This window comes from Nonomuraea sp. NPDC050643, from assembly GCF_040654715.1.
Taxonomy (GTDB): Bacteria; Actinomycetota; Actinomycetes; order Streptosporangiales; family Streptosporangiaceae; genus Nonomuraea.
The window spans coordinates 336489-349216 of the sequence record NZ_JBFAIM010000002.1 but is presented as its reverse complement, the minus strand read 5'-3'; the positions used below and the strand labels follow the sequence as shown (position 1 = coordinate 349216).

9 protein-coding genes are annotated in these 12728 nt (G+C 72.7%); 4 read left to right on the top strand and 5 right to left on the bottom strand.

Features of this window, described 5'->3' with window-relative positions; translation table 11 throughout:
- Positions 1 to 56: 56 nt before the first annotated feature.
- The gene (locus AB0I15_RS03850; RefSeq protein ID WP_358089644.1) at positions 57 to 1691 is read right to left on the bottom strand and encodes an asparagine synthetase B family protein; all 1635 of its coding nucleotides are present in this window, start codon (positions 1689 to 1691) and stop codon (positions 57 to 59) included.
- A gap of 137 nt (positions 1692 to 1828) precedes the next feature.
- Between AB0I15_RS03850 and AB0I15_RS03845 the strand changes: the two genes are divergently transcribed.
- From AB0I15_RS03845 to AB0I15_RS03830, 4 genes are all read left to right on the top strand, one after another.
- Positions 1829 to 3679 carry a hypothetical protein gene (locus tag AB0I15_RS03845; RefSeq protein ID WP_358089642.1) on the top strand — a complete coding sequence of 617 codons (1851 nt, stop codon included), beginning with the start codon at positions 1829 to 1831 and terminating at the stop codon, positions 3677 to 3679.
- A gap of 10 nt (positions 3680 to 3689) precedes the next feature.
- Positions 3690 to 4313 carry an anticodon-binding protein gene (locus AB0I15_RS03840; RefSeq protein ID WP_358089640.1) on the top strand — a complete coding sequence of 208 codons (624 nt, stop codon included), beginning with the start codon at positions 3690 to 3692 and terminating at the stop codon, positions 4311 to 4313.
- A 124-nt stretch (positions 4314 to 4437) separates the two neighbouring features.
- Positions 4438 to 5820, top strand: a complete 1383-nt coding sequence (gene lysA, locus AB0I15_RS03835) for a diaminopimelate decarboxylase (protein ID WP_358089638.1) — start codon at positions 4438 to 4440, stop codon at positions 5818 to 5820.
- Positions 5817 to 7106, top strand: coding sequence for a homoserine dehydrogenase (locus AB0I15_RS03830; RefSeq protein WP_358089635.1), 1290 nt, complete (start codon positions 5817 to 5819; stop codon positions 7104 to 7106). Before lysA ends, AB0I15_RS03830 begins: the two co-directional genes overlap by 4 nt.
- 25 nt (positions 7107 to 7131) lie before the next feature.
- Here the strand turns inward: AB0I15_RS03830 and AB0I15_RS03825 are convergent, their stop codons facing one another.
- From AB0I15_RS03825 to AB0I15_RS03810, 4 genes are read right to left on the bottom strand one after another with little or no spacing between them, the layout of a single operon-like run.
- Positions 7132 to 8853, bottom strand: a complete 1722-nt coding sequence (locus AB0I15_RS03825; protein WP_358089632.1) for a glycosyltransferase — start codon at positions 8851 to 8853, stop codon at positions 7132 to 7134.
- Positions 8850 to 10772 carry a glycosyltransferase gene (locus AB0I15_RS03820; protein WP_358089629.1) on the bottom strand — a complete coding sequence of 641 codons (1923 nt, stop codon included), beginning with the start codon at positions 10770 to 10772 and terminating at the stop codon, positions 8850 to 8852. The genes AB0I15_RS03825 and AB0I15_RS03820 overlap by 4 nt, the downstream gene beginning before the upstream one ends.
- Positions 10769 to 12268, bottom strand: a complete 1500-nt coding sequence (locus tag AB0I15_RS03815; RefSeq protein ID WP_358089626.1) for a glycosyltransferase — start codon at positions 12266 to 12268, stop codon at positions 10769 to 10771. Before AB0I15_RS03815 ends, AB0I15_RS03820 begins: the two co-directional genes overlap by 4 nt.
- Complete coding sequence (locus AB0I15_RS03810; protein WP_358089623.1) at positions 12265 to 12702, bottom strand: hypothetical protein; 438 nt, start codon at positions 12700 to 12702, stop codon at positions 12265 to 12267. Before AB0I15_RS03810 ends, AB0I15_RS03815 begins: the two co-directional genes overlap by 4 nt.
- Positions 12703 to 12728: the final 26 nt, after the last annotated feature.

Below are 12728 nucleotides of genomic sequence, written 5' to 3'. Positions count from 1 at the left end.
TGCGAGCTGTAATACCCGTGAGATCCATATGTAATCGTGTTGTTACCGAGAGTTCACTAAAAAGGCGGAGTCAGGTCCGGAAGGTCGTTCTCGAAGTCGTTCAGCCAGAGCCCGAACAGCACGAGACCGCGCATCCAGAACCGGTCGTTCCACCCATTGAACCTGGTCAGCGCGTCCGGCCCGCCCGCGATCACCTCATGCAGCTCGTCCGACAGCAAGCCGGGCACCCGGCTCACCACGGTCTCCAGCATGCGGTGCGAATAATTTCGGGCAGGAGCGGCCGTGGACCGCAACGGTACCCGGTGGAGCGGCTGCTTGACCACATTCGTGGACGGCAGCGCCGCCACGCGCGGATTGGCCGCGTGCAGCACCTCGCGGTAGAAGCGGCCCTTGTCCTTGCGGGCCACGCCGACCGACAGCGCGGCGTCGAAGAACTCGGGATGGATGAACGGCGCCGCGAACGACGCCTCGGGGCCCACCAGGTTGACCGCAGAGCGCGCGATGCCCCGCACGGTCCTGGTGTGCAGCACCGACAGCGGCAGCTCGGCCCGGTGCCCGTGGAGCATCGAGGTGGCCGCCAGGAACTGCTCGCGCACGGTCTCGTCGATCCACTCGGCCGCGGCCTTGGACAGGAACGGCTGCGAGGGCTGCCCGAGCGACAGTGAGCCCAGCACGGCCGCCGACCGCTCGGCCTGCGTCCTGGCCTCCAACGCGGCCCCGCTGACCATGAAGTTCTTCAGCAGCGGCCCGCCGGCCAGGCCGTCGATGAGGATCCGGCCCGCGCCGTGCACCTCCTTGGCGAAGGGGGCGTACCAGGCGTGGTGCGGCGTCAGGTATTCCAGCCTGCGCGCCACCTCCATCGCGTCGTCCGGGTAGTCGGCCGCGTGCTGGGTGATCACCCGGTGCGGGATGCCCAGCTCCTTGGTGATCGCGCGGGCGAACGCGATGTCGGTGTCGGTGCCGTCGTCGGGGCTCGTGGTCCACGACTCGACGTCCGCTCCCCGGGCCCTGGCCACGCCGGCCAGCAGCCGCGAGTCGTAGCCGCCGCTGACCGGCACGAGCAGCGCGCGCCCGTCGTAGTCCGCGTAGACCTGGTGCAGCAGCTCGACGATCTCCTGCGGGCTGGTCCACCTCTCATAGGGCTCGGTGCGGAGCCAGCGCGGCAGCCTGCGCTCCGTGGCCAGCCTGCCGTGCTCCCACACCAGCGCGCTCGCCCCCGGCAGCCGCTTGACCCCGGTGTACGGGGTGGCCTCGCCCAGCGGGAACGTCACCTGGAGGATCGAGGCCCACGCCGACCAGTCGATCTCGATCGGCACGAGACTGAGCAGCGGCTGGATCAGCGAGGAGAAGTAGACCGCGTCGCCCTGGCGCACGTAGTAGACGTCCACCAGCCCCAGCGCGCCCGTGTGCAGCGTCACCCGCTCGCCGTCGCCGATCAGCCCCGGAGTCTCGTACGTCTCCGCGACCGTGATCCACTCCTCGGCCGCCCGCGGCCTGCGCTCGCCCCAGGCGAACGCGAACGAGCCGCCGGCCCGGTGGTAGGGCGGCAGCGGCGCGGAGCTGAACAGGGCCGCCTCGGCCGTCTGGAGCGCAGGACGGACCTTTGGGCCCGCCGCTGTCAGTTTGCCCAATATGGCAGTGTCGATCCGGCCGAGGGCGCCGCATATGTAGGGTCGCACGTTGAACTGCACCGGATCTCATCCCTTCGAGACGCTTCCCGCAAAAGAGTATCCTTTGCCGGGCTGAGAGAGCGGAGGCTCCTGAGTGAGCGGAGCGAGCGAGCAATGGGACGCAGCGTCTTGACGCCGGACCGACGAAGGAGGATTCGGTGTCCATAGAGCTTGAGAGCACGCGGCGGGCGCTGCGTGAGGCCATCTCCCAGGCCGAGCGGGCGGCCGAGCTGGCCAGGCTGCTGGACGCCGCGCAGGCCAGGCTGGCCGCGGCCGAGGAGAGCGCCAACGAGGTCAAGGCGCTGGCCGAGCGGCTCAGCGAGACCGAGGAGCGGCTCGCCGCCGAACGGGCCGCCGCGGACAAACTGCGCAAAGAGCTGGCCGAGCAGCGTTTCCAGGCCGAGGTGGCCAACTGGAAGCTGTCGTCGATCAAGGTCGCGCGCTGGAACCGTCTCGGCGACGCGATCAAGAGCGGCAAGAGCAACCCGGTCCGGCTGGCCAAGGGCCTCAGGGGCGCCGCCAAGCCGGTCCAGCGGCCCACCGCCCCCAAGCGCAAGCCCGTGGCCGACGCCTCCGGCAAGCCCAAGGACGAGCGGCCAGGGGCCGCGTTCCAGGCCACCAGCACGACCAGGACGCTCGGGGGCGCCTCGTTCAAGCTCAAGCCGTACCGGGTGCCGACCGGCCCCAACACACGCCCGCACCTGACGGCCGCCGTCATCGCCGACCCGCACGCCGAGGCGCTGCTGCGCTACGAGTGGCGGCAGACGACCGGGTTCACGCCGCGCGACTTCGCCAGGGTGCTGCCGCTCGAGGTGCCCCACCTGCTGGTGGTCGCGTCCGTGACGCAGGGCCCGTGGGCCCAGGAGATCACCGGTGAGCCCGGCGAGGGGCTCAAGGCGCTGCTGGAGTGGTGCCGCGAGCGCGGCATCCGCACGGTCTTCTGGCACACGCAGGGCGAGGTGGAGGCGTACGCGGCGGCGGCCGAGCTGTTCGAGCACCGCTTCACGACCGACCTCACGGTGGCCTGGCCGCGGCTGCAGTTCGGGGTGCAGCCCCGGGTGCACAACCCGCTGCCGCTGGCCGGCGGCCGCATCGACCGGGTGCTCACGATCGACCAGCTCCTGCCCGGCCACCTGGCCTATCCCGACGTGCTCACGTCCTACCGCTGGCCGGCCGCGGCCGACTGCCCGCCGGGGACCCCGCAGTGGCGGCTGGCCGAGATCGCGGCCTGCGGCACGCCCATCGGCACCGAGCCCGACTCGCGGCGGGCGCACGTGGCGTTGCGGCGGGCGTACCAGATGGGGACGATGACCGAGCGGATCGACGAGCTGCTCGACGTGATCGGCCTGCCCAGCGCGCGCGCCACCCTCAACACCTCCGTCATGCTGCCGATCCTCGACCCGTACCTGATGGAGCACGGGCTGGCGCAGGTCGCCAAGCAGTCGGGCGTCGACCAGGTCGTCATCATCGGCCCGCCGGAGTCCGAGCTGCGGGCCCGCGACGTGCTGCCCGACGTGGAGATCGTCTACCGCCGCCCGCACCCGGCGATGACCGAGGGCGCGATGCTCGACGCCGGCATCGACCTGTGCGAGGCCGACCTGGTGGCGGTCATGGACCCGCGCGACGTCTACGGCCCCCACTACCTGTCGGACCTGCGCAGGGCCTTCCTGTTCGGCACCGCCGACATCGTCGGCAAGGCCGCCTTCTACGCCCACCTGCGCAAGCCCCAGGCCACGCTGCTCAAGCAGCCGGACGCCGAGTACACCTACCTGCACGAGATCACCGGCGCGACCCTCCTGGCCAGGCGTAACACGCTGCGCGAGCTGGGCTTCGCCGACCTCACCGAAGGCTGGGACGAGGTGCTCATGCGGCAGTGCCGCAGCGACGGCGTCAAGGTCTTCTCGGCGGACCGGTTCGGCTACGTACGGGTCCGCGACGAGGACCGCTGGCTGCTGGGCGCGGCCCACCTGGTCGAATACGGGTCGGCGGAGCCGCACGCGCTCATCTAGCGTCGTGGTCATGACGCCCGAGGAACTGGCCGGGGTGCTGGGCGAGCCGCCCGTGCCCGAGGGGACGTGGGAGCGCGAGGCCGTCTACGTCTCCGCTGTCGCGCTGCGGCGCGGGCTGCCCGCCGAGGAGCTCGCGGCCCGCGTGCGGCGGCTCGGCGGGGTGGCCTCGGTGGAGGTCCGGGGGAAGGGGTTCCTGCGGATCGTCGTGAGCACCCCCGGCGCGCTGGTGGCCGCCGAGCCGATGGAGGTCCCCCCCGAGCCCGGCTGGCCGGACTTCCCCCGCACCTGGGACAACCCCGGGTTCGTCGTCCGGTACGGCCACGCGCGCGCCCGCGCCGTGCGGCGGTGGGCTCGGGAGCTGGGAGTGCCGGTGGGCGGCTTCCGGCCTGAGCTGCTGGACGATCCCTGCCACCGGCGGGTGCTGCGGGTGCTGGCCGAGCTGCCGGGCAGGATGGAGAGCAGGGAGCCGGGGTGGGAGACGTACCTGCTGCGGCTGGCGCTCGCCTACCACGACGCGCACGAGCGGGCGCCCGCCGTTCCGGTCGGGGACGAGGAGCCCGGGCCGGTGCACACCGCCCGCGTACGGGTGGCGGAGGTCGTGGGGACGGTGCTGCCGGGGCCCGATCGATTGTGAGTGATTGCAAAATATCCGGCTAAACGGCGAAAAATCGTAAAAATATCCCTTCTGGGGCTTGATCGCGTCTCGATACGTGGGCACAGGGTCATGGCGGACTTGCGCGTCCGATAGCCTCGATCGGGTGAGTCGATTCGTCCATCCCGCCGGGGACCGGCACGCCGAGATGCTGCCCCACGAGCGCCCACCGCTGGCGCCCGCCGACCTCAACCGGATCAATCCCACGATCTGGCCCCGAACGTCGACCCGGACCGATGGCGCGCTCACGGTCGGCGGCGTGGACGTCCGCGATCTGGCCCGCGACCACGGCACGCCGCTCTACGTGCTCGACGAGGACGACGTCCGCTCGCGGATGCGCGACTACGCCACCGCCTTCGCCGACTCCGACGTGCACTACGCCGGCAAGGCGTTCCTGTGCAAGGAGATCGTGCGCTGGCTGCGAGACGAGGGCCTCGGGCTCGACGTCGCCAGCGGCGGCGAGCTCGCGGTCGCGCTCAGCGTCGGGTTCCCGCCCGAGCGCATCACGCTGCACGGCAACAACAAGTCCGTCGCCGAGCTCGGCAGGGCGCTGGAGGCCGGGGTCGGCCACATCGTGCTCGACTCCTTCGACGAGATCGCCCGCCTCGGCTACCTCGCCGAGCAGCAGGGCAAGCGGCCCAAGGTGATGGTCAGGGTGACCACCGGGGTCGAGGCGCACACCCACGAGTTCATCGCGACCGCGCACGACGACCAGAAGTTCGGCCTGTCGCTCAACACGGGGGCGGCGGCCGAGGCGGTGCGCCGCATCCTGGCGCTGCCCCAGCTCGAGCTCGTCGGGCTGCACTCCCACATCGGGTCGCAGATCGTCGACACAGCCGGCTTCGAGGTGGCCGCGCGGCGGCTGGCCACGCTGCTCGTGCAGATCAAGGACGAGCACGGCGTGGTGCTGCCCGAGCTCGACCTCGGAGGCGGCTACGGCATCGCCTACGTCGAGGGCGACGAGGCCCCCGACATCAAGGAGCTGGCCGACGGCCTGCGCGAGATCGTCACCAAGGTGTGCGTGGACGCGAGCCTGCCCGTGCCCCGCCTCACCGTCGAGCCGGGCCGCACGATCGTCGGCCCCGGCGGCATCACCCTCTACGAGGTGGGCACGGTCAAGGACGTCGAGGGCCTGCGCACCTACGTGAGCATCGACGGCGGCATGAGCGACAACGTGCGCACGGCGCTCTACGGCGCCGAATACACCGCCGTGCTGGCCAGCCGCGAGAGCGCGGCCGAGCCCATGCTCAGCCGCCTGGTCGGCAAGCACTGCGAGAGCGGCGACATCCTGGTGCGCGACTTCCACCTGCCCGCCGACCTGGCCCCGGGCGATCTGATCGCGGTGGCCGCGACCGGCGCCTACTGCCGCTCGCTGGCCAGCAACTACAACTACTTGCCCAAGCCCGCCGTGGTCGCCGTCTCCGGCGGCGTCTCCCGCGTGATCGTGCAGGGCGAGACCGAGGACGACCTGTTGAGGGGACAGCTGTGAAACCGCTGAAAGTGGCTCTTCTGGGCTGCGGCGTCGTCGGCTCGCAGGTCATCAGGCTCATGCATGAGCAGGCCGGCGACCTGGCGGCCCGCGTGGGCGCCCCGCTCGAGCTGGCCGGCGTCGCCGTACGCCGGCTCGGCCGCAAGCGCGACATCGACGTCGACCCGGCCCTGCTGACCACCGACGCCGAGTCGCTGGTCACCCGCGACGACGTCGACATCGTGATCGAGGTCATCGGCGGCATCGAGCCCGCCCGCACGCTGATCGTCTCCGCCCTGTCACGGGGCAAGTCGGTGGTCACCGCCAACAAGGCGCTGCTGGCCGAAGACGGCGCCGCCCTGCACGAGGCCGCCCGCGCGGGCAAGGGCGACCTCTACTTCGAGGCCAGCGTGGCCGGGGCCATCCCGCTGCTGCGCCCCCTGCGCGAGTCGCTGGCCGGCGACCACGTCAAACGGGTGCTCGGCATCGTCAACGGCACCACCAACTACATCCTCGACAAGATGGACTCCACGGGCGCGTCCTTCACCGACGCCCTGGAGGAGGCCCAGACCCTGGGCTACGCGGAGGCCGACCCGACGGCCGACGTCGAGGGCTTCGACGCCGCCGCCAAGGCCGCCATCCTGGCCGGGCTCGCCTTCCACAGCCGGGTGACGGCCGAGCAGGTGCACCGCGAGGGCATCACCGACATCACCGCCACCGACGTGGCCTCGGCCAATGCCATGGGCTACGTCATCAAGCTGCTGGCCATCTGCGCCCGCTCCGACGACGGCCGCTCGTTCGGGGTCCGGGTGCACCCGGCGATGATCCCGCGGTCGCATCCGCTGGCGGGGGTGCGCGAGGCGTACAACGCGGTCTTCGTGGAGGCGGAGTCTGCGGGGCAGCTCATGTTCTACGGCAAGGGCGCCGGCGGCGCGCCGACGGCCTCGGCGGTGCTCGGCGACCTGGTGGCCGTCGGCCGCAACCGCCTGGCGGGCACGCGGGGGCCGGAGGAGTCGACGTACGCGGACCTGGCGGTGCATCCCATGGGAGAGACCGTCACGCGCTGCCACGTGGCCCTCGACGTGGCCGACAAGCCGGGCGTCCTGGCCAGGGTGGCGGAGCTGTTCGCCAAGCACGACGTGTCGATCCAGACCGTCCGCCAGGAGGGCCACGGTGACGACGCCCAACTCGTCATCGTCACCCACCGCGCCACCGACGCCGCCCTGTCGGCGACCATGGAGGAGCTACGGGACCTGGACATCGTGCGCGCGGTGGCGAGCGTGATGCGGGTGGAGGGCGACGAGTAAGCCCTGGACGGCCGGCCGTGGCGCGCTAGTCGGCGGGGGTGGGGAAGGCGAGGTCGCGGACGCGGCGGACGGCTCGTTTGAGGACCGTGCGGTCGCGTTCGCGGACCTGGCGGACCGCCTCCTGGCGCCAGGACTCCGCCTTCTCCCGCCAGCGGGCCGCGTCCCGCCCGTTCTTGCCCGCCTCCCTGCGCGCCTGCGCCAGCTCGGCCCGGAGGGCGGCCACGCGCTTGCGGTAGAGGGCGATCTCCTTGTCGTGCTGGGCCGTGAGCCGGGCCACCTCTGACGGCGGTCTCCGGCGCGGCGGATACGTGGCCGGACGGCGTCTGAAGCCCCACGTCTCCCCGTCCACCCACTCCAGGCCGAACAGGGCGTCCACGAGGTCGTCCAGGCTCTCGCCGGAGCCCGCGGAGACCGGCCCGGACGAGACCAGTGCCGCCCTGGACAGGGCCGACGTGCGGTCCAGGCGGGCGGCGGTGACGCCCGCCGCCGTCTCCTCCAGGGCGACGCACAGCGTGCCCATGTCGTGCTCCTCCATGTACGCCACCAGCCGCTCCACCGTGTCCTTGCCCGGCACCCACCCGGCCGGGAGAGACAGCCGGAACGGCGCCGTGCCCGGCAGCGGCCCGGCCGCCCGGTCGGTGCGCAGGTGGACGCGGGGGTCGTGGTCGAAGCCGGCGTGGATGAGACGCAGATCCAGGTACGGCTCCGCGAGCGGCGAGCGCCGGTCCCCGGTCAGCGTGTCCCACGGCCCGGCCACCGTGACCCTGACGTCGGGCAGCGACCCCGCCAGCAGGGCGTCCACCGACGCCCGCACGTCCTCGTACGCCCCCACGGCCGCCGGCACGGTGACTGTCGCGTCCACATAGGGCACCAGCCACTGCCGCCCCGGGTCCGCCCGCAGGTAGCGCCGGTACGGCACCCGATCCGCCACGTAGGGGTCGTTGTACCGCTTCAGCGCCCGGTGGTCGCGCATCGCCGTCGGCAGGCCCACGTGCCAGGCCCTGGACTCAGGGTCGGGGATGTAGACCGCGCCCGCCTGGGTGAGCCGATAGCCCAGCTCCGTGTCCTCGGCCAGCACCAGCGAGGTGTCCAGACCGCCGATCGAGCGCAGCAGCGCGGCCGGGTACGACGCCGTGGCCCCCACGTGGATGCGCCCGGCCAGGGCACTCGGCGCGGTACGCAGGCCGTCGTGCTCGGCGATGATCTGCTCGGCCCAGTCGTGGCGGTGCGGCGACAGGGGGAACAGCTCCTCCTCGGTCCCGGCCTCCAGCGCCTGACGTACCCGCTCCTGGGAGGGCAGGACCTCGGCGCCGGTGAAGTCGATCCAGCCCAGCACCACGACGTAGGGAGCCAGGTGGTGCCAGCGGAGCTGCGCCTCCACGTGGCGCCGGTGCGGGACCATGTCGGCGTCCAGCACGAACACGACCTCGCCGCCTGCGGCGTCCAGCCCCGCCTGCACCGCCCAGGCCCGCCCCCACCCGCCGGGCGGGCTGGAGATCAGCTTGGTCTTGGCGGGCACGTGTTCGGGCAGGTGGAGCGGGGTGGCGCTGCCGTCGTCGACGACGATGACGTCGAGCAGGTGCTCCGGGTAGCTCTGCGCCGACAGGGCGGCCAGGGTGAGGTCGAGGGTCTCCTGGCGGTCGTGGGCCGGGATGACGACCGTGACGGTGAGCGTGGGCTCCCACGTGCCCAGGGCGGGTGGGGTGAGGGTGCCGAAGTCGTTGCGGCGGATCCGCGGGATGTTCACCGGATGGGGCTCCCGTCCATGGCCATGAGGGCGTTCGGGCGGAAGCCGCGCCACTGCTGTCGGTTGCGCTGCAGGAACGTGCCGATCGGCTCCTGCCAGGTGTGGTTGGCCGCCGGGCCCCTGCGCAGGATGTAGCCCAGCCCGTGCGTACGGTAGATCTGCCCGCCCGCCGCCTGCAGCGCCTCCTGGAACTGGGTGTCCACCGACCGCCGCAGCGGCCTGAACCCGCCCACGGCCTGGAACGCCGAGCGCTCCACCAGGATCGTCCCGCCGGCCACGAAGCTGGTGATCTGCTCGGTCACCTGCCTGCGGTGCACGGTGACGTCGATGGACGACAGGTACACGAACTCCGGCACCGTCCCCACCACCTGGGCCCCCGAGTACGAGTGCGCCAGCAGCAGGTCGGCCAGGAAGTCGGGGCCGTACCAGTCGTCGTCGTCCATCTTCAGCAGGAACGACCCGGAGGCCATGGCGGCGGCGTGGTTCAGCACCTCGCCGAACACGGCCTGCCGATCGGCCTCGTACACGGTCAGCGGCCCCTCGAAGGCGGCGATCGCGGCGGCCACGTCGGGGTGGCCCTTCGGCACGCCGTGCAGGGCGAGGATCACCTCGAGCTGGACACCGCGTTGGCGGGCGATCTGGTCGAGGGCGAAGGCCACCATGTCGGTGCGGCGGGTGGCGAGCAGGACCGAGGTGAGGGGGGGAGCGGGCACGGGTGCGCCGAGCTGCTCCCACCGGGCGGCCACCCCGTGCGTACGCAGCGCGGCCCGCCGCAGCCGGATGCTGTGCTCCTCCCGCCGCAGGTCGTCGGAGAGATCCGGGCCGAGTTCGAGCAGCTCGACGATGTCGTCCCCGAGTGCCCCGGCCCAGCGTGGCACGGCCTCGGCCACCAGCGGCACCCCGGCCGCGGCCAGCCCGGTCAGCACCCGTACGGCCGACAGCGGCCCGCTGTGCGCGTGCAGCCAGTGGACCTCCACGCCGCGGATCTGCCGCAGCCGGGCCACGTCGGCGTCGGTGACGCCGCCCGACTCGGCGAACGACACCACGACCTTCCCGTCCAGCACCACCGACCAGTGCCCGTCGCGCTCGGCCAGCGAGGCCATGCCGCGGGAGGGGGTGGTGACGAAGCCCTGCGGATTGACCAGCCGTTCGTCCACCGGGGGGATCATGGACGGTTCGGCGAGCACGTCGGGGTCGGCCAGCGGGGACCCGGCCATCCCGGGCCGCCCGAGCCGCTCCCAGCTCGCCGCCTCCAGCGTGGGCCGCTCGATGGGCGTCTGGTCGCCGGCCCACTCCTCGGGGTCGCTCTCCTCGGTGGTGTCCGTGCCGGTGAGCGTGCGCAGGACCATGTCGCTGCCGGGGGCGCCGACGCGCTCGGGCACCGGCCCGCTCACCTCGGCGGGCGTCGCGTTCGGGTCGCCCGGCCGCCAGCTCGCCGCCCCGACGCCCGCGATGGCCGCCGCCGGCGCCGCGATCACGTCGAGCCGGTGGCCGGCGAACGCCCTGGCCGTGGCCGTCACCGTACGGCCGGCGGGCGTGGCGGCGGAGAAGCGCGCGTCGACCACCCAGACCCGGTTCTTCGGCTGGTACACCCGCAGATCCGTCAGCGACCGCCACCGGTGCGCCGGCGTGGGCGTCGGCACGGGCGCGGGATGGGAGGCCGGCGTGTCGAGCACGGCCACGACCACCCGTTCGGCCTGGGGCAGCAGCTTGTGCAGCGTGGCGATCCTGCGCAGGTCGGCGGGCGTCTTGGCCAGGACGAGGACCTCGCGCGCCTCCTCGGGCTCGGTCTGCGGTTCGAGCAGGTCCCGGTCCAGGTCCACCGCCGCGCGGCCCCTGGCGTAGAGGGGTTCGACGTCGTCGATCCCGGCGAAGAACACGCGCGCGCCGCGGAGCTCCGCCAGCAACTGCTTGATCATCCGGCTCTCCGCATGTGCCTGATCAGCGAGCTCAGCGCTCCGCGCCGCTCCTCGTCGGCGGCCGGGGCGGGGGACGCCAGGCGTCCGACCTCGGCCGTCAGCCGCTCCACCTGGGCCCGCAGCTCCTTCACCTCGGTCAGCCGCTCGCCCGCCAGGGCCCGCCACTTCGCGGGCTCACCGGTGAGGGGCTCGGCCTCCGGGGCCGGCGCGAAGCCGTGCTCGGACCCGCTGACCCACTCCGAGCCGAACATCTCGTCCACCAGGTCGTCGGTCCCGCCCGTGAACAGGGCGGCGCGGGCGAAGGCGGCCGTGCGCTCCAGGCGGGCGCTCACGACCCCGTCCGCGCCCTCCGCCAGCGCCACGCAGACCAGGCCGAGCAGGTCGCGGTCGGCGTGCCGGATCAGCCCGGCGAGCGTGTCGGCGCCCAGCGCCCAGCCGGCGGGCACGGTGAGCAGGAAGGGGGAGGGGGCGGCCGAGGCGGGTACGCTCTCCGCGAACTCGACCCGGGGCTCGTGCGCGTACAGGTTGCGCAGCAGCCGCAGCTCCAGGAGCGGGTCGTCGAGGCTGGAGCGGCGCTCGCCGGTCAGCTTGCCCCACGGGCCCACGAGCGTGACGGCGGCGTCGGTGAGCGTGCCCGCGAGCGCCGAGTCCACGGTCGTCCGTGTCTCCTCGTAGGTGGTGGCCGTCACCGCCACCCGCACGTACGGGACGAGCCAGTGGCGCCGGGGATGCCTGCGCAGCCAGCGCAGGTCAGGGATGAGGTCGCCCAGGAAGGACCAGTTGTGCCGGTGCACCTCCTTCTCCCGCAGCATCACGGTGGAGGGTCCGACGTGCCACGCCCTGGCCTGCTCGTCGGGGATGAACACCGCGCCCGCCTGCGCCAGCCGGTAGCCCAGCTCGGTGTCCTCGGCCATGTTGAGCGAGGCGTCCACGCCGCCCGCCGCCCGCAGCAGCTCGGCCCGCACGGACGTGGACGCGCCCGTGTGCAGCAGGTACGCGCTCGACCCGGCGTCCTTGAGCCGCCTGCTCGACTCCAGCGTCTTACGCGTGTACTCGGACTGGACGCCCTCCTCGCCCGGCTCGTCCACGAACCGGGTGTCGCCGATCACCACCGCGTAGTCGATCAGGTGGTGCCAGCGCATGTGCGCCTCAAGATGGTCGTCGGCCAGGATCATGTCGGAGTCGAGCCAGTGGATCACGTCGCCGGTGGCCGCGAGCTGCCCGGTCTGCCGGGCCGCGCCACGCCCCCACCCCTCGCTCACCCGTACGACCCGCGCCCCCGCCACCTTGAGCGGCGGCCGGCTGCCGTCATCGGCGACGACCACCTCGACCAGCTCGGACGGGTACGTCTGCCGCGCGAGCGCGGGCACCGTGCGCTCCAGCGCCTCCGCGCAGTCGTAGGCCGGGATGACCACGGACACGCGCAGGGCGGGCGACCAGGAGCCCACGGCCGGCGGCCGCAGCGTCCCGTAGTCGTTGTGCCTGATCCGCGTCATACGCGGTCCTTGGCCAGCGCGCGAACCTCCTCGCGCAGCTCCTCCACCTCTCGCGCCCTGGCCATGGCGTTCACCCGGTCCTCGCCGAGCGAGGCCAGGATCGCGCCGAGGTCGTCGGCCCGTCGGGCGGCCGACTCCTCGATGGCCTGGACCAGCACGTCCAGCCTGGTCTCGACGTTCTTCAGCGCCGCGGTGGTCTTGGCCAGTTCGGCCTCGTGCTTCTTGACCCGCAGGTCGATGCGCTGTGCCTTGCCGTCGAGGCGGCGTACGGAGAGAAGGAGGAGGGCCAGGGCCGCCAGCGACACCAGGAACGCCACCGTGGCCGCCGCCGCCCCGAATGTGATCAATCCGGCGAACACGAGCAGTGCGAGCACGCCAAGGGCCAGTGCTGCGACGAGTGCGGCGGTCGCTGCCAGTCGGCGGGGCGAGAACATCCGCGCATACCTTTCGTCGTTCACGC